The 25,617-nt window shown below is 62.7% G+C and carries 24 protein-coding genes and 1 pseudogene; 3 read left to right on the top strand and 22 right to left on the bottom strand.

The genetic code is table 11. From position 1 onward, the window contains the following. Positions 1–330 precede the first annotated feature (330 nt). A pseudogene (locus PALO_RS01875) lies at positions 331–1,691 on the top strand (MFS transporter). A 43-nt stretch (positions 1,692–1,734) separates the two neighbouring features. Here PALO_RS01875 and PALO_RS01870 read toward each other — a convergent pair. The 14 genes from PALO_RS01870 to secY form a co-directional block, all read right to left on the bottom strand. Next, a complete protein-coding gene (locus tag PALO_RS01870) occupies positions 1,735–2,367 on the bottom strand; it encodes a hypothetical protein (protein ID WP_004809005.1) in 633 nt (210 codons plus the stop codon). Beyond that, on the bottom strand, positions 2,364–3,602 hold the full coding sequence (locus PALO_RS01865; protein WP_015582176.1) for a glycosyltransferase: 1,239 nt from the start codon (positions 3,600–3,602) through the stop codon (positions 2,364–2,366). The genes PALO_RS01870 and PALO_RS01865 overlap by 4 nt, the downstream gene beginning before the upstream one ends. Positions 3,603–3,718: 116 nt before the next feature. Further along, positions 3,719–4,300, bottom strand: coding sequence for a 50S ribosomal protein L17 (rplQ, locus tag PALO_RS01860; protein ID WP_004809007.1), 582 nt, complete (start codon positions 4,298–4,300; stop codon positions 3,719–3,721). A 271-nt stretch (positions 4,301–4,571) separates the two neighbouring features. Next, the gene (locus tag PALO_RS01855; protein ID WP_015582175.1) at positions 4,572–5,591 is read right to left on the bottom strand and encodes a DNA-directed RNA polymerase subunit alpha; all 1,020 of its coding nucleotides are present in this window, start codon (positions 5,589–5,591) and stop codon (positions 4,572–4,574) included. Positions 5,592–5,840: 249 nt separating this feature from the next. Continuing rightward, positions 5,841–6,446 carry a 30S ribosomal protein S4 gene (rpsD, locus tag PALO_RS01850; protein WP_004809010.1) on the bottom strand — a complete coding sequence of 202 codons (606 nt, stop codon included), beginning with the start codon at positions 6,444–6,446 and terminating at the stop codon, positions 5,841–5,843. Positions 6,447–6,476: 30 nt separating this feature from the next. Continuing rightward, a complete protein-coding gene (rpsK, locus tag PALO_RS01845; protein WP_004809011.1) occupies positions 6,477–6,884 on the bottom strand; it encodes a 30S ribosomal protein S11 in 408 nt (135 codons plus the stop codon). A gap of 71 nt (positions 6,885–6,955) precedes the next feature. Beyond that, positions 6,956–7,330, bottom strand: a complete 375-nt coding sequence (rpsM, locus tag PALO_RS01840; RefSeq protein WP_004809012.1) for a 30S ribosomal protein S13 — start codon at positions 7,328–7,330, stop codon at positions 6,956–6,958. 378 nt (positions 7,331–7,708) lie between these two features. Then, positions 7,709–7,822 carry a 50S ribosomal protein L36 gene (rpmJ, locus tag PALO_RS01835; protein ID WP_002514836.1) on the bottom strand — a complete coding sequence of 38 codons (114 nt, stop codon included), beginning with the start codon at positions 7,820–7,822 and terminating at the stop codon, positions 7,709–7,711. 79 nt (positions 7,823–7,901) lie between these two features. Then, complete coding sequence (infA, locus tag PALO_RS01830) at positions 7,902–8,123, bottom strand: translation initiation factor IF-1 (protein WP_002514837.1); 222 nt, start codon at positions 8,121–8,123, stop codon at positions 7,902–7,904. A gap of 155 nt (positions 8,124–8,278) precedes the next feature. Then, on the bottom strand, positions 8,279–10,375 hold the full coding sequence (locus tag PALO_RS01825) for a prolyl oligopeptidase family serine peptidase (protein ID WP_235044045.1): 2,097 nt from the start codon (positions 10,373–10,375) through the stop codon (positions 8,279–8,281). A gap of 35 nt (positions 10,376–10,410) precedes the next feature. Further along, positions 10,411–10,638, bottom strand: coding sequence for an endonuclease domain-containing protein (locus PALO_RS12740; protein WP_023031875.1), 228 nt, complete (start codon positions 10,636–10,638; stop codon positions 10,411–10,413). Positions 10,639–11,551: 913 nt separating this feature from the next. Further along, positions 11,552–12,391 (bottom strand): type I methionyl aminopeptidase, encoded by an 840-nt coding sequence (gene map / locus PALO_RS01815; RefSeq protein ID WP_015582172.1) that lies wholly within the window; start codon positions 12,389–12,391, stop codon positions 11,552–11,554. Position 12,392: 1 nt separating this feature from the next. Then, positions 12,393–12,962 (bottom strand): adenylate kinase, encoded by a 570-nt coding sequence (locus tag PALO_RS01810; protein ID WP_004809030.1) that lies wholly within the window; start codon positions 12,960–12,962, stop codon positions 12,393–12,395. After that, positions 12,959–14,281, bottom strand: coding sequence for a preprotein translocase subunit SecY (gene secY, locus PALO_RS01805; RefSeq protein WP_004809031.1), 1,323 nt, complete (start codon positions 14,279–14,281; stop codon positions 12,959–12,961). The genes PALO_RS01810 and secY overlap by 4 nt, the downstream gene beginning before the upstream one ends. A 170-nt stretch (positions 14,282–14,451) precedes the next feature. Between secY and PALO_RS01800 the strand changes: the two genes are divergently transcribed. Further along, on the top strand, positions 14,452–15,105 hold the full coding sequence (locus PALO_RS01800; protein WP_015582171.1) for a hypothetical protein: 654 nt from the start codon (positions 14,452–14,454) through the stop codon (positions 15,103–15,105). Between the two features lie 158 nt (positions 15,106–15,263). After that, a complete protein-coding gene (locus PALO_RS01795; RefSeq protein ID WP_041710200.1) occupies positions 15,264–15,902 on the top strand; it encodes a hypothetical protein in 639 nt (212 codons plus the stop codon). An 80-nt stretch (positions 15,903–15,982) separates the two neighbouring features. Here PALO_RS01795 and PALO_RS01790 read toward each other — a convergent pair whose 3' ends face one another. The 8 genes from PALO_RS01790 to rpsE form a co-directional block, all read right to left on the bottom strand. Next, a complete protein-coding gene (locus PALO_RS01790) occupies positions 15,983–17,689 on the bottom strand; it encodes an ABC transporter family substrate-binding protein (protein ID WP_015582169.1) in 1,707 nt (568 codons plus the stop codon). Positions 17,690–17,897: 208 nt separating this feature from the next. Beyond that, positions 17,898–19,610 carry an ABC transporter family substrate-binding protein gene (locus PALO_RS01785; protein ID WP_015582168.1) on the bottom strand — a complete coding sequence of 571 codons (1,713 nt, stop codon included), beginning with the start codon at positions 19,608–19,610 and terminating at the stop codon, positions 17,898–17,900. Positions 19,611–19,880: 270 nt separating this feature from the next. Beyond that, positions 19,881–22,013, bottom strand: a complete 2,133-nt coding sequence (locus PALO_RS01780; RefSeq protein WP_004809036.1) for an ABC transporter ATP-binding protein — start codon at positions 22,011–22,013, stop codon at positions 19,881–19,883. After that, positions 22,010–23,017, bottom strand: coding sequence for an ABC transporter permease (locus tag PALO_RS01775; RefSeq protein ID WP_015582167.1), 1,008 nt, complete (start codon positions 23,015–23,017; stop codon positions 22,010–22,012). The genes PALO_RS01780 and PALO_RS01775 overlap by 4 nt, the downstream gene beginning before the upstream one ends. A gap of 12 nt (positions 23,018–23,029) precedes the next feature. Then, a complete protein-coding gene (locus tag PALO_RS01770) occupies positions 23,030–24,013 on the bottom strand; it encodes an ABC transporter permease (protein WP_004809038.1) in 984 nt (327 codons plus the stop codon). A gap of 329 nt (positions 24,014–24,342) precedes the next feature. After that, positions 24,343–24,783 carry a 50S ribosomal protein L15 gene (gene rplO, locus PALO_RS01765; protein ID WP_015582166.1) on the bottom strand — a complete coding sequence of 147 codons (441 nt, stop codon included), beginning with the start codon at positions 24,781–24,783 and terminating at the stop codon, positions 24,343–24,345. 1 nt (position 24,784) lies between these two features. Then, positions 24,785–24,967 carry a 50S ribosomal protein L30 gene (rpmD, locus tag PALO_RS01760; protein ID WP_004809040.1) on the bottom strand — a complete coding sequence of 61 codons (183 nt, stop codon included), beginning with the start codon at positions 24,965–24,967 and terminating at the stop codon, positions 24,785–24,787. Further along, the gene (rpsE, locus tag PALO_RS01755) at positions 24,967–25,614 is read right to left on the bottom strand and encodes a 30S ribosomal protein S5 (protein ID WP_004809041.1); all 648 of its coding nucleotides are present in this window, start codon (positions 25,612–25,614) and stop codon (positions 24,967–24,969) included. Before rpsE ends, rpmD begins: the two co-directional genes overlap by 1 nt. Positions 25,615–25,617 lie beyond the last annotated feature (3 nt).

Below are 25,617 nucleotides of genomic sequence, written 5' to 3'. Positions count from 1 at the left end.
GACGAGCCCCTCGTCGTGTGTCTGGGGCCGCACTCCCCCGAGGAGCCGTTGCCCTGATCGGCTTGCCCCCACCTCGACCCACCAACTGGTGGTAATCCCGAAAACCCATTCACCAGCTGCCACGTGCGATGACAGCCCCACCCCATCCTTTCGATATATGCACGGGACTTACGAATCTCGGCGAGGCGACCCCCTCCACGGCTAAATTTCAACAGGGCCGAAACCGTAACTAACGGCCCACCAGCCACGAAAACGGTGAGTCGATTGACTTACAGATCCGCTCGGTATCGTCTCGTGGTGCATTGTCCGCCACCGGAAGGGGCTGCCACGATGGCCGCCAACACGCTGCCCACCAGTTCGGTGCCCAATACTGAGATAGCGTCAACACGCATCTCCCCGGAATCCAGACGCTTCCTGCGCCATGTCACCGCTGCCACGGCGTTCGGAGGCGGACTCGACGGATTCGACCTCGGATCAGCGTCGTCATCCTGCACATCAATCATGACCTGGGTCTCTCCCCCGCAATGGAAGGTCTGGTCGGCGCCGCAAGCCTGCTCGGTATTTTCATCGGCGCTCCACTCTTCGGCTACCTCACCGACAAGTTCGGCCGCCAGAAGATGTTCATGGTCGACATCATTTCCTTCATCGTCATTGGTGTCGCCCAGGCCTTCGTCACCGGCGGGGCGTCCCTGGCCATCCTCCGATTCCTGCTGGGCATGGCCATCGGCGCCGAGTACTCGATCGGTGCCCCGATGCTGTCGGAATTCGCCCCGGCCCGGGAGCGTGGATCGAAGCTGGCCTTCCTTGAGTTGTGTTGGCGTATCGGTTTCCTCATCGCTGTTCTGCTGGGCTACGCGCTGTTGTGGCTCGGGGTCTCGTGGAAGTGGATCCTGGCGACCTCGGCGATTCCTGCTCTCGTCGTGTTGGGCCTGCGGATCGGTCTGCCAGAATCCCCACGCTGGCTGCTTCGTCACGGCCGTGAGGCCGAGGCTCGTGAGATCGTCGAGAAACACATGGGTCCGGAGTTCTTCGAGGCCGAGGAGTTCGCCGCGGAGTCGGTCGGCGAGGACGGGTACCGCAAGCTCTTCCGCAAGGGTCAGCTGCGACGCACCGTCTTCGTCTGCATCTTCTGGACGTGCATCGTCACCCCGTACTTCGCCATCTTCACCTACGCCCCGAAGGTGCTGGAGTCCCTCAATGTGAAGTCCCAGGCGACCGGCACGATCCTCTCGAACACCGTCGGCGCGGTCGGTGCCCTCATCGGCCTGCTGGCCATCGACCGGATCGGTCGCCGCCGCATGCTCATTGGCCCGTTCTGGGTACAAATGGTGGTCCTGCTGGTCGTCGGCCTGTGGACGAACGCGCCGTCGTGGGTGCTGGTGCTCGGTCTGGCGGTCTTTGCCCTGGTCAACTCCTACAGTGACATCCTCACCGCCGTGTACCCGTCAGAGATCTTCGACACCGACATTCGCTCCAGCGGCGTCGGACTCGGGTCGGCGATGAGCCGTATCGGCGCCTTCCTCGGCACCTACCTGCTGCCCATCGGCATGGGGACGATCGGCATCAAGTGGTGCATGGTCATTGCGGCAGGATTGTGTGTCATTGGCGCGGTGACGGGCCAGTTCATGGCCCCGGAGACCATGAACCGCTCCCTCACCAGGACGTCCACCGGCGAGCTCATGGACACCTGAGCACTTGGGGCCTGGGATCTCGCCCGATCCCGGGCCGGCCAGGTCAGGCGGATACCCCGAATGGCCGGTATATCCACCTCTGGATTCCCGACCCCGTCAGCCAGGACTTCCAGACACTGACGACGGTGATCGGCGCCAGGGCGACGGTGGTGTCGATGCTGTTGAGCTTGGTGCGGTCCAATACGTCGGTGATGGGGACGAAGGCGACGTCTCCGGCTGTGTTGCCCGGACGTGATGCGCAGACGTCGAGCTCCTTGCCCTCGTACGTGACGCGCAGCCAGCTGTGGCCGGTGTGGTACCAGGGGTGGTGCTCCAACCGGACGCGTGCAGCATGGACCGGCTTCACCTGGAATCCGAGTTCCTCGAGCACTCGCCCGAGGACGATGTTGTATTGCCCCGAGTGGCCGTGACCAGCCGCGAGAGATGCCTCCGGGCTGAGCCACAGATGCCAGCAGGAGTAATGGGTGTACATCCGGTGGACGAGCTGGGTGGCCTCATCGACGAGGGCCCAGCCGGTCTTGCCCGTCGCTCGGCAGGCCGCGACGACGTCGTCAAAGGTACGCAGTGGTTCGTCGCCGGGCCCCTCAGGCAGGGCTGGTTCTGGTTTCGGCGCCGCCACGACGACCGGGACGACGATGGCTGCCACACCGGCCAGCACGAGTGGGATCTTCTTCATCTGCGCTCCTGATGATCGTCGATCTGCTGGTCGTCTGTCTGCGGGGCGAGTGGGTCGTCGACGCCGCTTAGGACGTCGTGCCGGTCCTTGAGTTTTTGCTTCCAGTAGGGCTTCCTACCAGGACGTGCGGCAATCTCGGAATGAACAGCCAGCATCTTCTCGACACTGGCTTCCCAGGTGAACTGCTCGGCTCGCCGTCGAGCGGCCTCTCGCAGGTCGGGTCCTAGTCGGTCGGCCAGACGCACGGTTGCATCCGCCAAACCGTCGGCGTCGGGACTGCCAGCCTCTCCGCTGGTGGCATCGACGATCTCGTGTGCGCCTCCTCGGTTGGCGGTGACAACCGGGGTTCCGCAGGCGAGAGCTTCCAAGGATGCCAACCCGAAGGTCTCCGCCGGGCACACTGACATGGAGAGGTCTGCCGCCGCAAAACGACGGGCAACTTCGTCGCGCCCTTCCACGAAACCGTTGAAGAAGACCGGGGCGTCGCCGGCCTGCTCCTTCAGGGTGTCAGCATCGGGACCGACACCGTACATATCCAGTCGCAGCGGGACACCGCGGCGATGCAATTCGACGGCGGCAGCGACGGCCAACTGCGGGCTCTTCTCGTGACTCATCCGGCCGACGTAGCACAGCCTGAGGAGCCCGTCGGGGCGCGGGGTGGGAAGCCCGGGCTCGCGCTTGTCCGGATGGAAAGTCTCAAGGTCGACACCGAGAGGAACCTTGACGAGGCGAGCTCCAGTGTCGGCGAACTCACCCGCGGAGTAGTCCGAGGTGATGACGACCACGTCGAAGGACTTGGAGAGACGGCGATTCAGGGCGCCGACAGCAGCGGCGACGCCGAACTGACGACGCACCCACATCGTCAGCATGTCGTCGAGGCGTTCGTGGCTGAACAGGACCGAACCGATGCCGCGTCGAGTCGCCCAGCCGGCAGCTGGGGTGAGGGTCCACTTGTCGGAGGACTCGATGGACGTGGGCCGGAAGCGATCAAGGATGTCGAGAGCACGCCAAGGCGTGGCGATCATGCGGTAACCGGCCGAAACTCGTGGTGCCGCGATCTCGACCGTGATGCCGGACTCCGACTCCGTGATGCGGTCCCTCGGTCCTGGAATGACGAGGATACGCTCGTGCCCTGCAGCGACGTATCCCCTGCCGAGGGCGTCGATGGCCACCTTCATGCCACCCGAAACAGGGCCGACGAAGTTGGCGAGCTGAGCGATACGGAGGGTCGTCACTCCTTCAGCCTATGTGGTGATGACGCATGACGGTGTCCGGGGTTGGGTCGAGTTCGCAGAAACCACGAGCGCCGGCCCCTGGGGGACCGGCGCTCGGGTGTTTGAAGGAGGATGGATCAGGCCTGAGTCTTCTCCTCGGCCTCAACGGCGTCCTGCTCGGCGGCCACGGGGGCGTCAGCAGCGGCGTTCTCGGCCAGGGTGTTGTGCTCGATGGCGGCGTCACCCTCGGTCTTCTCGGGGGCGACCTCCTTGACCTCCGGCTCCTTGGCGTCAGCCGCCTCGGTAGCGGTGTTGATCTGCGCCTTGGCGTCAGCAGCGCTGGCCGGAGCCTTGGAGGACACCTTCTCGGTGACGACCTCGATGACGGCCATGGGGGCGTTGTCGCCCTTGCGGTTGCCGATGCGGGTGATGCGGGTGTAACCGCCGTCGCGACCTTCCATGAGGGGGCCGATCTCGGTGAAGAGGATGTGCACGACGCCGCGGTCGGTGATCGTGCGGTTGACGATGCGACGGTTGGCGACGGTGTCGGTCTTGGCTCGGTTGATGAGCTTCTCGGCGAGCGGGCGGACGCGCTTGGCCTTGGTGACGGTGGTCACGACATGGCCGTGCTCGAAGAGCTGGCTGGCCAGGTTGCGCAAGATGATCCGCTCGTGGGCCGGGGACCCGCCAAGACGGGGACCCTTAGTGGGCTTCGGCATTCTTTTTCTCCTCGTGTGTCGGTGTGGCGGGCAGGTGGACCCGCCGCGATCCGGCTGAGGGAGGACGGTTGCCCTCCCCTCCCCTTCCCCGTCAAGCGACGGGTGGGGGTGTGGCCAGGGTCCACCCCCCTGGCCTCCCCTCCGAAGAGAGGAAATCTTTGGTTGTCACAGCGACTCGACCCACTACTCAACCACAAACCAACTCGCGATCACCCGGCAGAGTCGAGCCACTCGGGGGATGCAAGGGGGTCGCCCCCCTTGCACCAATAAATCAGTACTGCTCGGTCTCCGCGTAATCATCGTCGTCACTGGCCTCGTCGTAAGCCTCGGCGGCGGCGAGCGGATCAAAGCCCGGGGCGGAGTCCTTGAGAGCCAGGCCGAGCTCGGTCAGCTTCTCCTTGACCTCGTCGATGGACTTGGATCCGAAGTTGCGGATGGCGAGCAGATCCTGCTCGGAGCGGGAGACGAGCTCTCCGACGGTGTGGATGCCCTCGCGCTTGAGGCAGTTGTAGGAACGGACGGTGAGGTTGAGCTCCTCGACCGGGGTTCCGAGGCTCTCGGCGTACTCCTCGTCAACCGGGCCGGCACCGATCTCGATGCCCTCGGCGTCGGCATTGAGCTCACGCGTCAGACCGAACAGCTCGACAAGGGTCTTACCGGCAGAGGCGACGGCGTCGCGCGGCTGAATGCTCGGCTTGGTCTCGACGTCGACGACGAGCTTGTCGAAGTCGGTGCGCTGCTCGACTCGGGTGGCCTCGACCTTGTAGGTGACCTTGAGGACCGGGGAGTAGATGGAGTCGACGGCGATCCGACCGATCTCGGAGTTCGGGTCGTCGTTGAGGGCGCTGGACACGTAGCCGCGTCCACGCTCGACGATGAGCTCCATCTCGAAGCGGCCATCGTCGTTGAGGGTGGCGATGTGCAGGTCCGGGTTGTGGATGGTCACACCGGCCGGCGGGTTGATGTCGGCAGCGGTGATCTCGCCGGCGCCGGACTTGCGCAGGTACATGGCGACGGGCTCGTCCTCCTCGGAGGAGAGGACCAGGCCCTTGAGGTTCAGGATGATCTCGGTGACGTCCTCGACACAGCCCTCGATGGTGGAGAACTCGTGCTGGACTCCCTCGATCTTGATGCTCGTCACGGAGGCGCCCGGGATGGACGACAACAGGGTGCGACGCAGCGAGTTGCCGATGGTGTAGCCGAAGCCGGGCTCCAGGGGCTCGATGATGAACTTCGAGCGGAACTCGGAGATGGACTCCTCGGTGAGGGTGGGACGCTGTGCGATGAGCATGTTTTCTACCTTTCGCGCCGACCGCTATATGAAGGCGCAGAGGGGAACAGGATGACGGGAACTCCCCGCCGCGAGGTTATTCAGTTGTTGCATCCCCGGGTCGACCGAAGTCGACCCGGGGAAAGCTGGGCTGCAAGGGGTCGCCCCTCATCAGCTTCCAGGTGGCCTCAGAGCAATGCGCAACCACCGAGTCGGTGAAAATACGCAGTGACTTGGCTCACTCGGGGATCCAGGGGGTGGCCCCTCGGATCACTTGGAGTAGAGCTCGACGATGGCCTGCTCGTTGACGTCGACGACGATCTGCTCACGGGTGGGCAGCTGGTGGATCAGGATGCGCCCCTTGTTCGGACGCACCTCCAGCCAGGCCGGAACGTCGCGGGTCTCGAAGGTCTCGCGGGCGACGACGATCGGGTGGAGGTCCTTGGACTTCTCGCGAACGTCAATGATGTCGTGGGTGCTCACGCGGTAGGAAGGAATGTTGACCTTCTTGCCGTTGACCAGGAAGTGGCCGTGGCTGACCATCTGGCGAGCCTGACGACGGGTGGCAGCAAGTCCGGCGCGGTACACGACGTTGTCGAGACGCGACTCGAGGATCTGCAGCAGGACGTCACCAGTCTTACCCTGGGCGCGATCCGCCTCCTCGTAGTAACGACGGAACTGCTTCTCCAGGACGCCGTAGGCGTAACGAGCCTTCTGCTTCTCGCGCAGCTGCAGCGAGTACTCGGAGTCCTTGGTACGACCGCGGCCGTGGACACCCGGAGGGTACGGACGACGCTCGAAGGACTTGTCGTTGCCGACAAGGTCAGTCCCGAGGCGACGGGACTTCTTGGTGAGGGGGCCGGTGTAACGGGCCATTGTGTATCAGTCCTTTGCTCTCGGAGTGGGTCAGACGCGGCGGCGCTTCGGCGGGCGGCATCCGTTGTGCGGAACGGGGGTGACGTCGGAGATCGGGCCGATCTCCAGGCCGACGGCCCCGAGGGAACGGATGGCGGTCTCACGGCCGGAGCCGGGACCCTTGACGAAGACGTCAACCCGCTTCATGCCATGCTCCATGGCGCGACGTCCAGCGGCCTCGGCGGCCATCTGAGCGGCGAATGGGGTGGACTTACGAGAGCCCTTGAAGCCGACGGTGCCGGCAGAGGCCCACGAGATCACCGCACCGGAAGGATCGGTGATGGCGATGATGGTGTTGTTGAACGTGCTCTTGATGTGCGCCTGTCCGGCGACGACGTTCTTCTTCTCCTTGCGGCGCACCTTGGTCTTGGGTGCAGCCTTGCGGCCTGCAGTAGCCATGTGATGTCTCTCCTGAAATCAGTGTGATCTGCGCATCGATGAAGGTTGGTGAGTGCCCGATGGGCAGTGACTCACTTGGCCTTCTTCTTGCCGGCGACGGCCTTCTTCTTGCCCTTGCGGGTACGGGCGTTGGTGCGGGTGCGCTGACCACGGACCGGGAGTCCGCTGCGGTGACGACGGCCCTGGTAGGTGCCGATCTCGATCTTGCGGCGGATGTCAGCGGCCACCTCACGACGAAGGTCACCTTCGACGTGGTAGTTGGCCTCAATGTGGTCACGCAGAGCCACGAGCTGATCGTCGGTCAGCTCGTGGACGCGCAGGTCACCGCTGATTTCGGTGGCCTTCAGGGTCTCGGTGGCACGGGTGCGGCCGATTCCGTAAATGTAGGTCAGGGCGACCTCGAGGCGCTTGTCGCGCGGCAGGTCAACTCCGATGAGGCGTGCCATGTGGCATCCCTTTCTTGTTCGTTCGACCCGAACGAAGTCGAGCCGCGAAGGTGTCCGGCGTGGAGCGTCCTCGTCATTCCTGGGAACGATGGGCGGTGTCTGACCGTCCGACGAGGCCCCGGCCTTCGTCCGGGGGTGGTGGCCCAGATCCGTGCTCGATGGTTTCGAGCGGGGCTCCGGGACGTGCTTCCACGGTGTCCCGGGCAATGCCCGGGAGGTCTGCACCAGCGTGTGCAACCGGTGCGTTTTCTGTTGTGCAGTTCAATTGTTCACCGCTCCCACCTGGCGGGTGGGCCTGACGGTGGACCTCAGGGGCCGAACCCCTGCATTCCTGCTGACCGTCGCGTGGACGATCTGCGATCCCGTCGCGGCGTGGGCTCAGCCCTGACGCTGCTTGTGGCGCGGGTTGTCGCAGATGACCATCACGCGGCCGTGGCGACGGATGACCTTGCACTTGTCGCAGATCTTCTTGACGCTCGGCTGAACCTTCATGAGATTCTCTTTCGCGTAACGGTCCCCCTGGCGGGAACCTGGGTGGTGCGCCGTTAAGCGCTTGGCAATGAGCCGCAGCTCACTTGTGGCGGTAGACGATCCGACCGCGAGTGAGGTCATAGGGCGACAGCTCGACGACGACACGATCCGACGGCAGGATTCGGATGTAGTGCTGACGCATCTTGCCGCTGATCGTGGCAAGAACGCGGTGCCCGTTCTTGAGTTCGACACGGAACATGGCATTGGGCAAAGCCTCAACGACAGTTCCCTCCAGTTCGAGTGCTCCCTCTTTCTTGGCCATTACGTCCCATCTGTCCGCTGGCCGTACCCCCTGCGGGCACGGCTGTTGGCTCCGCACAGACGGAGCCATCAGCTAACGATACCTTCTCGATGCCGTCGCCCCAAATTGGCGACGGCGTCACCACCAGGCCGTGCCGGCAGAGAACCGAGACGAGGTCAGAACCGCGGTGTCAGGCCGGTGAACTCAGCGATGAAGGCGAGTTTGTCAGCGGACGCATTGACGCGGGAAGCACGGGGACGCCCGGCACCATGACCCACCGACTGGTCGATGCGGGTGAGGATCGGGGCGTCCCCTCCCTGGGCTCGCTGCAGGGTGGCGGTGAACTTGTGGCTGTGGGCCGGCACGACGCGATCGTCGTGGTCACCGGTCATGACGAGGGTCGCCGGGTAGTGGCGTCCCTCCCTCACGTTGTGCAGCGGCGAGTAGGCCAGCTCGACCTCGAAGTCGTGGGCGTCCTCCGGGTTGCCGTAGTCCGACATCCATGCAGCCCCCGAGGAGAACTTGTGGAACCTCAGCAAGTCGAGCACTCCGACCTCGGGAACTGCCGCAGCCAGCAGGTCAGGACACTGGGTGAGCACGGCACCGACCATCAGACCACCATTGGAACCACCACTGATTGCCAGGGTGTCTGGGTTCGCCAGTCCGGCATCGACGAGGTCAAGGAGAACGGCGATGTGGTCGTCGAAGACGTGCTGCTTGTTGTCGAGAACACCGTCGCGGTACCACTCGGCTCCGAACTCGCCACCGCCACGAGCGTTGACCAGGGCGACCGCACCGCCGGCCTCCATCCACGCCTGCCACAGAGGGGAATGGGTGTTGGTGATGGTGATGTCAAATCCGCCATATCCGTAGACGATGGTCGGCAGGGGCCCGGTCGCGTCGTTGGACTCGTCGCGCATGTACCAGTAGGGCACCTGGGTGCCGTCGACACTCGTGGCATGACGACGCTCCACACCGGCATGGAACTGGCCAACCTCGGCGGACTGAATCTTCTCCAACTCACCGGATGCTGCGTCGAGGTGGTAAACGACGTTCGGGCTGCTCGGGCCCGTGGCGTGAATGAACACGTCGGGTTGGTGCTCGTCGGGAGCGGTGAGATGGACGTCACCAGCCTCGATGTCGATGTCACCGAGATGTTCCCCCGAAGTAGACCATCGGCTGATGCGCGGCGAGACGTCAACCATGTACACGGCGACGAGGATCTCCCCGGCCAGGACCACCGTCGACAACGGGTACTCCGAGGACTCAATGACCTCGCTCGGAGTTGGTTCGTCCGCCGCAAGGTCGATGGCGACGAGTCGGTAGGTCGGGGTGGTGTCGTCGGTGAGGACGAAGAACGTTGAGCCGACGATGCCGACGGGATGATGACTCGCGTCAGCCTCGGCAATGCGACGCCCTTTCTCGACCACGGAGTGTCCGTCGACGAGGTGATGACGGAAGACCGTCAGTCCGCTGTTGTGGGAGGTGCCGATGATGTCGCTGATGACCACCCAGCCCTCCCCGGTGCGGTTGCCGTTCTCGTCGGTTTCGTGACTGATCCCACCCCAGTAAAAGGTCCCCTCCGGGCCAGCCGGAAGCACCTCGGTCCGCTCACCAGTGTCGGTGCGGACCATGACGAGACGTGGGTCGCCCGCGGCCTTGGTGACCGCGGTCTCGCCGGTCTCCTTGTCCGGGAAGTCCAGGACGAGCAGGCTCACTGAATCCGGGAACCAGCTGACCGTACTGAACTTGGTATGGATTCCGGGGTCGCGCTCCTCGCCGGTGGCCAGGTTGCGGAGGGTGAAGGAGGTCCAGTCCGAGCCGGCCGCCGAGCTCGCCCACGCCAGGGTCGAGCCGTCGGGGCTGATGGCCGCATCCTTGAGGGAGGTCGTGCCGTCCTCGGACCAATCGTTGGGATCGAGGAGAGTGATGGGACGATCGAACAGGTCGCGCCAGTCCCCGGCCGCCTGCACCACTGGCTGGGCGGCATCACCGTCGTCGTGCCACATGAGATAGCGACCGCCACAGTGCTTGTCGATCGTGTCGCCAGGAAGGGAGTACAGCTCAGCGAGTCGGTTGCGAAACGCCTCCCGAGTTCTCAGCATGGCGAGGGCTTCCTCAGTAAAGGCCCGCTGTCGTTCCACCCAGTCGACGGTGTCAGGGGAATCGGCGTCCTCGAGCCAGCGGTACGGGTCCTCGATGGTGTGCCCGTGGAGGATCTCGACAACGTCGTCACGGCGAGTCTGTGGGACAGGGCCTGTGGCAAAGCTCATGGCAGGCATACAACCACCCTCGTCAACCCCTGTTGTCAGGCTGCCCGGACACGACCCAGGTGGTCACCGGCACCGACGATCTCCAGAATGTGCTGCTCGACGCGCTCCCAGTCGTACATGACCTGGTGCCAGGTGATCCGGACGACGAGATAGCCGCGGGAGACGAGTTCAAGATCACGACGACGATCGTTGGAATATGCGGAGGCATCCGTGTGGTGTGCCACCGAATCGACTTCGATGACGAGCCGGCTCCCCACCAGCATGTCGACTCTCCCCACGCCATCGATGCTGGCCTGAGTTCTCACTGGGAGACTGAGGCGGCGTAACCGGCATCGGACCAGGGACTCGGCACCTGAGTCGGCCCAGCCGAGGTCGGGAAGGATGCGCCGACCCGCCGGAATCGGCGAAAGACACTCCTCAAGCCGTTCGCAAGTGAGTATCCCTTTCCGCAGCACAGAGTCGAGGACCGCCACGGCTTCATCATGATCGAGGCAGCGCACGACTGACTGCACGGCAATGTCGGGCGGATCGACCGCCATGATGGGGGCAGCGCGGCGAGGCGCGGGACAGGAACGAACAGCCGGGGACAATGGTTCGCGGTGACCCCGGCAATGGATCTGCGAATCGAGCGGCGACCAGACCCCGATCATCTTCAGAGCACTGACACACCCCAGGACGCCTCCTGCCCTCACCGCGGTGACGACGTCGTGGTCGGCATCCGGTAGGGCCCACCAACCCATTCTCAGCCAGCTGAGTTCACCCCTCTTCTTCGCTGACCGGATCGCTTCACGATCGAGGCCGAAGCACGAAAGCACACCTGTGGACACCACACCGCCAGGGCAGAGCTCGGATGGCACACCATGGCTCACAACATCAGAAGTTCTCACATTGACAGTTATCGTCAGCGCAAGCCGGATCCTTCACTTGTCCACAGGTATTTTTTGGTGCGGCGGTTGGCTGTTACGTGGGGACAACTACACGGAGCTGCCAAAAATTAGGGCAAACACACGATGTTCACGTTGCCAAGCGCAGTTTTTGGCAGCTCCGTGTAGTAACGACGAGTTCCGAACCTGGTTGAGCCGCAGAGAATGCCAGATACGGCGTGTCGACCCTCTACCCCCACAAAACAGTGGTCGCCGGGACCAACGTCCCGGCGACCACCACAAGAACTCAATCTCAGTCAAGAGGCCCGTACGGCACTCCGCGCTTCTCGAGTTCGGCCTTGCCGCCGTCGGGTTCGGACAACACCCACAGACCCTTGCTGGTCACGGCAACGGTGTTCTCCCAGTGGCTGGCCCATGAGCCGTCCACCGTGACAACCGTCCACTCGTCGTCCAGGGTGGCAGTGTCCTCCATGCCGAGAGTCGCCATCGGCTCGATGCACAGCACCATGCCTTCGACGATCTTCGGGCCACGTCCAGCTCGGCCCCAGTTGGGGACGTCCGGATCCATGTGCATCTCGGTGCCAATCCCGTGGCCGGTGTACTCACGGATGATCCCGTAATCACGGTCGTGGGACTCCAGGGAGGCCTGTACAGCAGCGGAGACGTCACCGATGCGAGCACCGGCCGCGACCTTGGCAATGCCAGCCCACATGGACTCACGGGTCACCTCGGACAAGGTCCGGGCCTCCTCGCTGACGTCTCCCACCAGAACCGTTCGGGCAGCATCACCGTGCCACCCGTCGACGATGGCTCCGTAGTCGATGGAGACGATGTCGCCGTCCTTGAGCTCGCGATCACCGGGGATGCCGTGGACAATGGTCTCGTTCGGGCTCACACATGCCACGCCCGGATAGGGCGGCAGGCCCCAATCTCCCCCGTAATTGAGAAAGTTAGACCCCGCGTTGTGACGCTCGAGCACCTCGCGACCGGCCCGGTCGATGTCGGCGGTGGTGGCCCCAGGCACGGCAACCGCTCTCATGGCCTCCAAGCCCTCGGCGACGACCAGCCCCGCCCGACGCATCTTGCAGATCTGGTCGGGTGTCTTGATCTGGAATCGATTGCGGCCCAGCACGTCAGTTCTTCGAGTCGAGAGCAGCGAAGATGCGCTGGCGCACCTCGTCGATCTCACCGACGCCGTCAACCGGAACGAGAATGCCGGCCGAGCGGTAATGCTCCAGGAGCGGCTCGGTCTGGGAGGAGTAGACCTTCATACGGTTGCGAATGGTCTCCTCGTTGTCGTCGGTACGTCCCTCGATCTCAGCACGCTTCAGCAGACGCTGGGTGAGCAGCTCGGGGTCGACGTCGAGGCTGATGACTGCGTCGAGCTCCTGACCGTGCTCCTTGAGATAAGCGTCGAGGGCCGCGACCTGATGCATGTTGCGGGGGTAGCCGTCGAGCAGGAAGCCGTTGGCGGCGTCGTCCTGGTGGAGGCGATCGACGACGATGGCGTCGGTCAGCTCGTCGGGGACGAGGTCGCCGGCATCCATGATGGCCTTGACCTTCTTGCCCAACTCAGTGCCGTTCTTGATGTTGGCACGGAACATGTCGCCGGTGGAGATCGCGGGCACGGAGCAGTGCTCAGCGATAGCGGTGGCCTGAGTTCCCTTGCCTGCGCCCGGGGCGCCCATGATCAGCAGTCTCATGATGACAGGAATCCTTCGTAGTGTCGTTGCTGCAACTTGCTTTCGACCTGTTTGACGGTGTCCAGCGCCACACCCACGATGATGAGGATGCTCGTACCTCCGAACGGGAAGTTCTGGTTCGCCTTGAGGTACACGAACGCGAGCGTCGGGATCATCGAAATGAGGCCCAAGTACAAGGACCCAGGTGCTGTCAGCCTCGACAACACATAGGCCAAGTAGTCCTCGGTGGGCTTCCCGGCCCGGATGCCGGGAATGAATCCACCATACTTCTTCATGTTGTCACTCATCTCGACGGGATCGAAAGTGATGGCCACGTAGAAGTAGCAGAAGAAGATGATCAGCAGGAAATAGACGATGTTGTAAATCGGGTGGTCACCACGTGTGAAGTAGTGACCAATCCACTTTGCCGCGTCGGTCTGCGGTCGGAAGGTGGCGTAAAGCACCGGAAGGTACAGAATCGACGAGGCGAAGATGACCGGGATGACGCCGGACTGGTTCACCTTCAGCGGAATGTAGGTCGTCGAGCCGCCGAGCATCCGGCGCCCGACCATCCTCTTCGCATACTGCACCGGGATGCGTCGCTGGCCCTGCTCGATGAAGACAACGGCTGCCATGACGAGCAGGCCGATGACGATCACCAGGATGAACACGAACCAGGCGTGGGCCTGGCCGGCACCGTTACGGGCAACTTTGATGGCCCACAGGGAGTCAGGAAAGCGAGCAGCGATCTGGGTGAAGATCATGATCGACATGCCGTTGCCGATACCGTGCTCGGTGACGAGCTCACCCATCCACATGACGATCGTCGTGCCTGCCGTCATCGTCAGGATCATGACGATGATCTCGAAGATCGAGGTGGAGTACACGACCGGCAGGGCGCAGCCGGTGAACAAACGCCCCGAGGTTGCCAGGGTGACGAAGGCCGTCGCCTGCAACAGGCCGAGCACCAGGGTGAGGTAACGGGTGTACTGGGTGATCTTGTTCTGGCCGGACGCACCCTCCTTCTTGAGGGTCTCCAGCTTCGGGATGACGACCGTCAGCAGCTGCAGGATGATCGACGCCGTGATGTAGGGCAAGATGCCGAGCGCGAAGATCGCCAACTTCAGCAGGGCGCCACCCGAGAACAGGCTGATCATCGAGTACAGACCGGCAGAGGATCCGGAACTCGCCTGGCTGACGCACGTGTTGATGTTAGACACGTTGACGTTCGGGACGGGGATGACGGACCCGAGCCTGAAAACCGCCAGGATGAAGAGCGTGAACAGGATCTTGCGGCGAAGATCCGGCGTTCTGAAGGCATTGGCGAAGGCGGAAAGCATCCGGGCCCTCTCCCATCTCGTGGACTACTGACTACGCAGATTCAACCCCCATGACGCGCTGCAGGCAAATGTCTGGGAGCATGGACACAGCGGGGGTAGCCTATCAACTCACGACGGTAATACCCACGTCGCCGCACACCACCACTTGTCTGACCCCCGTCTGGAGCGCCATGAGACCGCCGATCATCATCTCCTCGCATCGAGGACGAATCGGCGTCGGGATCGTCCTCGCGGTGATCATCGTGCTGACGATTCTCGACCTCATTCGATCCGGTCTGGCTGGATTGACGAACCTGCCCGCCCTGCTGCTTTTCGTGTGGCTGACGTGGATCATTTGGGGAGTTGCCGAAATTCGGATCAATGACGATGGGGTGACCGTCGTCAATCAATTCCGAATTTGGGACGTTCCCTGGCGTCGAATTACCGAAGTCACCGGGCGTTGGGGGCTGGCGCTGACGGCCGAGCGCCGCCCTGACGCCGAAGGGATGCGCAAGCCGCGCACGATCTCGGCGTGGGCTGCGCCGGCACGCGGCACGGCCACCGCAATGAAGGGCAATGTCGACCACGTCCCGCAGGTCATCGTCGGTTCCGAGCTTCCGATGAGGTGGTCGCTGGATTCCCACTCGACGGCTCGTCTCATCGAGATGGAGAGGATCGAGCGTCGTCCCATGGTCAGGGCGACGGCTGCGACGCAGACCAAACAGGGGCAGGACCAGAAGAAGCCCAAGGACGGGATGTCTCGTGACGGAGAAATTCAGGTTCACCCGAACTGGATGACGATCTGCATCACGGTTGTGCTCGTCGCTGCCGTCATCATCATCTGACGGGGTCCTTCCCCGACCGTCCCTCGGATCGTCCGACAGCCCTGCCCCATACCGGCGTCTGAGACAATCAATCGAACGAATACTCCCCACTGCGGCATGATCGTCATGTGAGTATTCCTGAAACCGACAACCGGCGAGCACTCCCGACCATAGTGGGAGTGCTCGCCGCTCTATTGTTTGCGACCCTGGCCATCGTCTTCCCGGTCCCCGCACACGCCGCTCCCTCACCGAGCGCCGAAACTGGGCAGGCGAAAGCCATTGACGACTGCCTCAGCGCCAACAACGTCTGGGTTTTCGTCATCACAGATGACCAGAAAGTGCTGTCCAACCAGTGCGTCGACTCGCCATCCACCGGCGCCGACGCCCTCAAGAAGGCCGGAATTACCGTCGGCAAGAACAAATCCAGTCTCATCTGCACGATGAACAACCATCCCGAAACCTGCCCCAAGACCTTCAACGGTCAGTACTGGGCGTATTACCACGCCTCCGGCGCCGGGGCTGCGTGGGATTACTCGGAGAAAGGTGCCGACCAGTACAAGCCGACCCCCGGATCGATCGAAGGCTGGTGCTACAACAAGCCAAAGACCAAGTCCTGCACTCCCCCCAAGTTGGCCGCCGGGAGCGCCGATGGCGCCTCTTTCCAGCTGACCGGCGACAACACCAAGAAGACCCAGAACGCCGACACGTCGTCAGACAATGGCTCCAAGTCCGGGCCTGTTGCCACGATCGTCGTCATTGCCGTCGTGGTCATCGCCCTCATCGTCGCACTCGTCGTGCGTCGCCGTCGTCAGTCCTGACACATACCGCGACAAACCACGGTGACAGCGGGGCCGGGGAATCCGTCCCCGGCCCCGCTCTCATACGTGAGAGCTCATCGTCACTTCTGGAAACCGATGTTCTCTGCGTGCACGGTCTGGAAGGTCGCAGCACCGTAGTTCGCCAGGTTCTTCGGAACCGCGGTGAAGGAGATGCGACGGTACAGCGGAAGGGTCATGACGTTGTCCCAGATGATCCTGTCGGCCTGGTTGGTCAGCTCACGACGCTTCGAGACATCCGACTCGGCGTCAATGCTGGGAATGCGCTTCTCGATCTCAGGATCGATCAGCTGGGAGAAGTTGGACTGCGACGGCTTCTTGGAGCCCTCGGCGGAGGCGCCGTAGATCTGACGGACGTTGGCCATCGGGTACGGGGTGCCGTTCCAGGCAAAGGCAATCACGTCGAAGGAGTGGCTGCTCAGCGTCTGGGTGAAGGAGTCACTCGGGGTATTGACGAGGTTGACCTTGACGCCGATCTTCGCCATGTCCTGCTTGAACAGCGCACCCTCGTTCTCGGAGGTGGGCACACCGGTCAGCTGGGCATAGTTGATCATCAGGGTCTTGCCGTCCTTGACGCGGTAGTCACCCTGCTTCTTCCAACCGGCATCCTCGAGCTGCTTCTCGGCAGCCTTCGGGTCGTACTTGTAGTCCCCGGAGTTGTCCTTGTAGCCAGCCTGACCGGGCATGAAGAAGTGGTTGCCGAGCATGAGGGTGTCCGGGTTGACGGGTATGCCTGCAAGGTCGGACTTGGCGATGGCTGGGCGGTTGATACCCTTGACGATGGCCTGACGCACCTTCTTGTCAGACAGCATGGTCGACTTGGTGTTGAAGGTGAAGTGACGCCACTGCAACGACCCGGCCTGACGCATCTCGGCGTCGGGACGCTTCTTCGCCGTCTGGTAGCCGTCCTTCGTGATGATGCCCGACGCGGCGTCGATCTCCCTGTTGGCGAAAGCCTTGGTCTGAGTGGCGTTGTTCATCGCCTTGAAGGTGACGGTGTCAAGCTTCGACTTGTCGCCCCACCACTTGTCATTACGCTTGACGGTCAGGGTCTTCGAGGCCTGGTCAGCCTTCGTCGGAATGAACGGTCCGGCGAACCAATCCGGGTTCAGCTTTTTCCATCCCTCGTTGAAGGTAGCGGCGTCCTTCGCCCCTTCCTTGGGCAGAACGCTGCTCAGGGTCGCCGTCCAGTCGGGATAGGTACCCTTGAAGGTGATGACGACGTCGGTGTCCTTGTCGCCCTTCTCCACCGAGGTGATCTGGTTGAAACCATCGGTGCTGGCCGGCAGGAAGCCGGGCTCAGAACCGTTGTTGGCCTTCCAAGTGGCTTGGTAATCCGAGTAATCGATGGTACGACCGGAATTCCACTTGGCCTTCGGGTTGAGGTGCAGGGTCACGACCTGTTTGCCGCCCTTGGTCTCCACATCGGTCGAGGAGATGTAGTTCGGGTTCGGCTTTGGAGTGCCGTCCTCAGCAATGTCAAAGTTCTGGACGCCGACAAAGTTCCAGATCGTCGTTGAGAGGTCAACAGTGTTGCCATTGACGTTCATGGGATTCCATCCCGTCGGAAGCTGCTCAATGGCCAGGCGCAACGTGCCACCGTCCTTGAGCTGGCTCCGGTCAGCCACGTTGAGCTGGGCCATCGGGGCCGACTCCGACGTCACCCCTGACTGCTTGCTTCCGCCGGACTGGTTCTTCTGTCCGCACCCGGTGAGTGCCATGGCCGACACGGCCAGCAGCGCCACAGGGGCCACGATCGTCTTGCGCAAGATGTCCTCCAGTGAAGTGAATGGCAGGACGCTCCTGCCACGATCCGGCTTCTTCGTCGGAAACCGAACATCACACCTTACGAAACCACCATTGGAGCCGCGAAACCACCCCCGGCCATGCGATTCTCCGAAATCGCCTGTGCAAGACATGAGAAGGGCCCGACAACTACCATTGCCGGGCCCTTTCCGGGTCAATAACCCATCAAGCTCACTTGACGTAACCGATGTCCTCGCCACGGGTGCTCTGGAAGGTCGCGGAACCATAGTTCGCCAGGTTCTTCGGGGCGCCGGAGAACATGATGCGCCGGTACAACGGCAGCACCATCACATCGTCCCAAATGTGCTTGTCGGCCTCATTGGTGAGTTCGCGTCGCTTGTTGACATCCATCTCAGTGTCGATCTGCGGGATGAGCTTCTCAACCTCGGGATCGATGATCTGGGTGTAGTTCGACTGCGACGGCTTCTTGGAGCCCTCAGCAGCAGCGCCATAGATCTGACGGACGTTGGCCATCGGGTACGGGGTGCCCTGCCAAGTGAACGCGATGACGTCGAAGGAGTGGTTCGTCAGCACCTTCTGCATATCGCTGGACGGAGTGTTGACAAGGTTGACCTTAACCCCGATCTTCGCCATGTCCTGCTTGAACAGCGCACCCTCATTCTCGGAGGTGGGCACACCGGTCAGCTGAGCGTAATTGACGGTGAGGGTCTTGCCGTCCTTGACGCGGTAGTCACCCTGCTTCTTCCAGCCGGCCTCATCAAGTTGCTTCTCAGCAGCTTTCGGGTCGTACTTGAAGTCTCCGGAGTTGTCCTTGTAACCAGGCTGGCCCGGCATGAAGAAGTGGTTGCCGAGCATCACCGAGTCGGCCTGAACTGGCAATCCCGCAAGATCGGACTTGGCGATGGCCGGACGGTTGATGCCCTTGACGATGGCCTGACGAACCTCTTTGTCCGAGAGGCTCGCCGACTTGGCGTTGAAGGTGAAGTGGCGCCACTGCAGCGAACCGGCAGCACGCATGTCGGCGTCATCACGCTTCTTGGCCGTCTCATAGCCATCCTTGGTGATGATGGTGTCGGCGACGTCAATCTCCTTGTTGGCGAAAGCCTTCGTCTTGGCAGCGTCCTCCATCGCCTTGAAGGTGACGGTGTCAAGCTTCGCCTTGTCGCCCCACCACTTGTCATTACGCTTGACGGTCAGGGTCTTGGAGGCCTGGTCGACCTTGGTGGGGGTGAATGGGCCAGTGAACCAGTCAGGGTTCAGGGTCTTCCAGCCGGAATTGAAGGTATTGGGGTCAGAGATCCCTTCCTTCGGCAACACACTGCTCCATGTCGCTGTCCAGTCGGGATAAGTCGCCTTGTACTTGATGACGACGTCGGTGTCCTTGGCACCCTTCTCAACCGACGTCACCTGGTTGAAGCCGTCGGTGGTGGCGGGAAGGAACTTGTCGTTCTCGCCGTTGGAGGATTTCCAGGTGGCCTGGTAGTCCGTATAATCGATAGTGCGACCCGAATTCCACTTCGCCTTCGGGTTGAGGTGCAACGTGACAACCTGCTTGCCATCCTTGGTGTCCATCTTGACCGACTCGATGTAGTTCGGATTCGGCTTCGGAGTGCCATCCTCGGCAATATCGAAGTTGTTGACACCGATGAACTGCCAGATAGTTGGCTGCAGGTCAACTGAGTTGTTGTCGACCTGCATCGGGTTCCAGCCCGTCGGCAAGGTGGTAATGGTCAGGCGAAGGGTGCCACCGTCCTTGATCTGGTCACGGGGCTTGATGTTCAGGGCAGCCAGCGGCGCACTCGCCGACGTGGCCTTGTCGCTCTTGTTCTGGTCGCCGCCGGACTGGTTCTTCTGTCCGCAGCCAGTCAGGGCAAGCGAGCCCACTGCCAGAGCAGCCACTGCGGTCGTCAAGGTCTTACGCACGGTAAACCTCCGGAAAGTTGAGGATCCTGGGTGGATCGGGATGGCATGAGCTTGGCACTCATGACCCGGACCGACCAGCGCAAACGGCCCCAGAATGCGGTTTCGTTATGAAATCTTGACCTTTCCTTGATCCAACCGTGATTTTCGTCAAGGTCACACCCGCCCATCGGTCAAGGCGCCGATGAGACCACCAGGTGGGCCCTGAACATGACGCATGGGGTGGCGTCGTCGCAACGGCACCACCCCATGTCAGGGACTCACTGCAGAGTCTCAGAACACCCGGATCTCCTCAGGGAAGTGACATGCCGTGCGCCGGTCGATGTCCGGCTGCGGGTAGAACAGCTCGGGACGCTCCCCCATGCACGTGGCCTGGGATGCCTCGTCGAGCTCCTTAAACTTTGGGCAGCGAGTGTGGAATGGACACCCAGGCGGCGGCGCGGCCGGTGACGGCAGGTCGCCCTCCAGCAAGATGCGGTGGCGGTTGTGCTCCTTGGACGGGTCGGGCACCGGGATGGCCGACAACAAGCCCTGGGTGTACGGGTGCATCGGGTGGTCGAAGACCTCCGAGACCTCGCCCAGCTCGACGATACGCCCCAGGTACATGACGGCAACACGGTTAGCGATGTGGCGAACCACCGACAGGTCGTGGGCGACGAAGAGATAGGACAACTCCAGCTTCTCGCGCAGGTCCTCCAACAGGTTCAACACACCAGCCTGAATCGACACGTCGAGCGCCGAGACCGGCTCGTCGAGCACCAGCAACTTCGGGTTGAGGGCCAGTGCACGGGCAATACCGACACGCTGTTTCTGGCCACCGGAGAAGTTCCGCGGGTAGCGGTTGGCGTGGGCGGGCTCCAGGCCGACCAGGGCCATCAGCTCGTCGACCCGCTCCGCGATCTTGTTCTTCGGGTAACCGTTGTACTTCAGCGGCTCGGCGATGATGTCGGCAATCGGAAGACGCGGATCCAGGGATGCCATCGGATCCTGGAAGACCACCTGGAGGTCCTGACGGGTCTCCTTGCGATCCTTCGCATTCATCCTGGCCGCGTCACGGCCCAGGACGACGACGGTACCCGCCTCCGGCTTGGCCAGCTCGAGAATCGACATGATTGTCGTGGTCTTGCCACAGCCGGACTCACCCACCAGGCCGAGGGTCTCGCCCTTCTTGATCCGGAAGGAGATGCCGTCAACGGCATGAACGGTGCCAACGCGCCTCTTGAAGACCGCACCCTTCATGAGCGGGTAGGTCTTGACCAGGTCCTTGACCTCCAGGACGTCCTCGAGGGCCTCGCGGTCGGAGGTCCCTAGCGCTGCCTTGAAGCGGCTCTTGTGCTCCCCGACCTGCGGGTAGATCTCCGCGTACGTGCGGTCGATGAGCTCGGCGTGCCGTATGCAAGCGGCCTCGTGCTTGTCCAGGTCGGTGGGCGTCAGCTCGGGCTCGGCCTGACGACAGGCATCGATCGCCATCGGGCAGCGTGGCGCGAAGGGACAGCCCGGCGGCAGGTTCAGCAGGGAGGGCGGGTTGCCCTCGACCGGGGTCAGCGGCTCGTCCTTGTCGAGGTCAGGACGAGGCAGGGATCCCAGCAGACCGATGGTGTACGGGTGACGGGAGCGGTAGAACAGCTCGTCGACGTTGGCCCGCTCGACGATGCGACCGGCGTACATGACGGCCACCCGGTCGGCCAGACCAGCAACGACACCGAGGTCATGGGTGATCATGACGACACCGGCGTGGGTCTCACGCTGGGCCACCCGCAGCAGATCGAGAATCTGCGCCTGGATGGTCACGTCGAGAGCCGTCGTCGGCTCGTCGGCGATGATGAGGTCGGGGTCGTTGGCGATCGCCATGGCGATGACGACGCGCTGACGCATACCACCGGAGAACTCGTGCGGGAAGGCCTTAGCACGAACTTCCGGATTGGGGATGCCGACCATGTCGAGCAGCTCGAGGGCTCGGGCCCAGGCGTCCTTGTCGGACATGTTCGAGTGGACCTGAAGAGCCTCGACGATCTGGTCACCGATCGTGTACACGGGGGTCAGGGCGCTCAGCGGGTCCTGGAAGATCATGGCGACCTTCTTGCCTCGCACGTCCGACATCCAGTTGTCGTCACGTCCCAGCAGCTCGGTGCCGTGAAGCTTGATGGACCCCTCGACGCTGGCACCCTCGTCCAGCAGGCCCATCACCGACATCGAGGTGACGGACTTACCGGAACCGGACTCACCCACCAGGCCGACGACCTCGCCGGCATGAACGGTCAGGTTGACTCCACGCACGGCGTGGACGACGCCGTCCTCGGAGGGGAAGCGGACGTTGAGGTCCTTGATCTGCAGGACCGGCACACCCTCCTGACGTTCGGGAAGGGCGTCGGACAGGTTGGCCGCAGTGGCAGTTTTCTTGCTCATGCCTTACCACCAGACTTGGAGGAGGGATCGACGGCGTCACGCAGGCCGTCACCGATGAAGTTGACGCTCAGCAGCAGGATCACCAGCACACCGGCCGGGAACATGAACAGCCACGGTGAGGTCGTGACCGCCGTCATGCCGTCACCCAGCAGAGTGCCCAGGGAGGTCTCCGGCTTCTGCACGCCGAAACCGAAGAAGGAGAGCACCGTCTCGCTCATGATGGCCGCGACCACACCGAGGGTCAGGTCGATGATGAGGTAGCTGGCGATGTTCGGGATGACGTGCTTGACGATGATCGTGAACGGCGGCACCGACATGAAACGAGCGGCCGTGACGTAGTCGAGATTGACCACCGACAGGGTCATGGCGCGGACCACACGGGCCGACAGCATCCAGCTGAATGCCGACAGCAGAACGATCAGCAGGGCCGTCGAGGTGCTCTTGCCCGAGGTGTGCTGGCTCAGGATGGCGATGACGAGGAAGGACGGGATCACCAACAGCAGGTCGATGAACCACAGGATGATCTTCTCCGCCACCTTGCCGAAGTAGGCCGCGGCCGAACCGATGAGGGCGGCCAGGGTCTCGACGATGAGTGCGACGCAGAAACCGATGATGAGCGACTTGCGCAGACCCTCGACCGTCATGGCGAACAGGTCGAAGCCACCCTGGCTTGTACCGAACCAGTGGTACTGGTCCGGCGGCGCGAGGAAGGCGTTGTCATCAACCACCCAGTAGTCCCAGTTGGCGATGTACGGGCCGATGAGGGCCAGGAGGACGACGAGGGCGAGTCCGATGACACCGATCTTGGAGCCAACCGGACGCCAGAAACGGCGCAGGATCAGACGGCGACGCGACATGTGCTTGCCGTCACGCTCATTGCGTCCCGGCTTGTGCTTCTCGTTGCGCTCGGCAGCACTCAAGGCATCGGGACCTTTGATGGGGGCGCACGGACCCGTCTTCGGGGTGTTGAGCTCAACGCTGGAGTTATTGGTGGGTTCAGACATGACGGCTCCTCCTCATCGAGCCCGGACACGCGGATCGATGACCGCAATGAGGATGTCGGACAGAAGGGCACCCGTCAGGGTGCAGAGGCCGGAGAAGGCGACGACCGCGACCGAACCGTTGATGTCGTTCTGCTGAATCGACATCACGGAGTAGGAACCGACACCGTTCCAGGCGTAGACCTGCTCGGAAATGGTAGCACCGACGAAGATGTTGGCCACGCCGAAGGCGAAATAGGTGGCCATCGGGATGATGGCGTTGCGCAGCGCATGGTGACGGATGGCGCGTCCCTTGCGAAGACCCTTGGCACGTGCGGTACGGACGTAGTCAGCACCGAGGGTGTCGAGCATCAGGTTGCGCTGGTACCGCGAGTAGCTCGCCAGGCTCAACGCCGACAGGGAGATCGTCGGCAACAGCAGGTGCTGCATACGGCTGAGCAGCTCGGCCCCGAAGTAATTGCCGTGAGATCCGACCTCACCGATGAACTGGAAGAATTGCGTTCCGGTCGCCTGGTTGATGTGAATGGCACCGAGTTGCAGCAGGACCGCCAACACCATCGTCGGGGTCGAGATGAGCAGCAGACACAGGAAGGACACGATTCGGTCAGCGGCCGAGTACTGGCGGACGGCCGACCAGGCACCGACGGCGACACCGCCGACCATGCCGATAATCGTTCCACAGATCACGAGACGGACGGACACACCGATGCGGGTGCCAATCAGCGAGTTGATCGCGTCACCATGTGGGGTCCAGCCCCAGTTCCAATGCAGGAACACCATCTTCAACCACCGTTCGTACCGCACCCAGATGCTGGTGTCGGGGTTGATGTTGTAGTTGGTCAGTGACTGGTTGATCGCCGTCCAGTTGAGCTTCGGATTCGTCTGGTCGAAAGCGTTGCGCGGGTCCAGGGCGTACGAGGCGAGCAGGTATGCGAAGGAAACCGCAATGAACAACAGCACGACGTAATTGATGAGGCGACGCACCACGTATCTGAGCACGATCGTCCTTTCTCACAGTGTGCAGACCTGCCGGGAGGGCAGGTGGGCCGCCGGCGAGTGTGGCTGGGGAGTGACCCTGTCGGTAGTTTCTACCGCTGCACACGATTCGGCATGGGGTCATCTCGGCACGCGGGCCGTTTTGGTGCGTGTGATCTTACACACACCAAACCCCTGGGTTTGTCTGTTGAGACCAAAAGGGCAACGCATTTCGTCATTGCAAATGCACTGCACGGGCATATGACAGGAGGGACGGGAAACTGTGATGTTTCCCGTCCCTCACACGTCATTCGGTCGTGTTCACGACGTCACTTGATACTTGCAGGTTGACCTCAGCGCTTGGTGACGCTGCCGCCGGCCTTCTCGATCTTCTCCTGGGCCGACTTGGACCAGGCGTCGACGACGAGGTCGACCTTGACGGTCAGCTCGCCGGTTCCGAGAACCTTGACGAGCTCGTTGTCACGGACGGCACCGACGGCGACGAGGTCGTCGACGGTGATCTTGCCGCCCTTGGGGAACAGGGCCTCGACCTTGTCCAGGTTCACGACCTGGTACTCGGTGCGGAACGGGTTGTGGAACCCGCCCAGCTTCGGGGCCTGCATGTGAATCGGCATCTGGCCGCCAGCGAAGAACTCGGGCACGTTCTTGCGTGCGCCGGTGCCCTTCGTACCGCGACCAGCGGTCTTGCCCTTGGAACCCTCACCACGGCCAACACGGGTCTTGGCCTTGTGGGCACCAGGAGCGGGCTTGAGGTCATGGAGCTCAATAGCCATGTCAGTCCACCTCTTCCATGGTGACGAGGTGACGAACGGTCTGGACCATGCCGCGGAACTCCGGGCGGTCCTCCTTGATGACCGTGTCACCGATGCGCTTCAGCCCGAGGCTGCGCAGGGTCTCGCGATGATTCGGCTTCGTGGAGATGCCGGACTTGATCTGGGTGATCTTCAGCTTGCTCATCAGTTGACCCCTGCCTTCTCCTCCATGCGGGCAGCAGCAGCGGCCTCGTCGGCCTCCTTACGGGCACGAAGCATGGCTGCCGGGGCGACGTCCTCAACGGACTTGCCACGGCGACGGGCAACCTCTTCGGGCTCCTCGAGCTGCTGCAGCGCGGCAACGGTGGCGTGAACCACGTTGATCGCGTTGGAGGAGCCAAGAGACTTGGCGAGCACGTCCTGCACGCCGGCGCACTCGAGAACGGCGCGGGCCGAACCGCCGGCGATGACACCGGTACCGGGGGAAGCCGGACGCAGCAGGACGACGCCGGCAGCCTTCTCACCAATCACCGGGTGGGTGATGGTACGACCGACCAGCGGCACCTTGAAAAAGTGCTTCTTGGCCTCCTCGACGCCCTTGGCGATGGCCGCGGGCACCTCCTTGGCCTTGCCGTAGCCGACGCCCACGGTGCCCTCGCCATCGCCCACGACGACCAGCGCCGTGAAGCTGAAGCGACGGCCACCCTGGACCACCTTGGCGACGCGGTTGATCGCCACGACGCGCTCGAGATATTCATTCTGATTGCGGTTGCGATCGTTCTGGCCACGACGGTTGTCACGGCCACGACGCTCACCACCTGCACCGCCACCGCGGCGCTGGGTTCCACTCATCGT

The organism is Cutibacterium avidum 44067, assembly GCF_000367205.1.
Lineage (GTDB): Bacteria > Actinomycetota > Actinomycetes > Propionibacteriales > Propionibacteriaceae > Cutibacterium > Cutibacterium avidum.
Note: the sequence above shows the minus strand (reverse complement) of the source record. Positions and strands in the feature narration are given on the sequence as shown.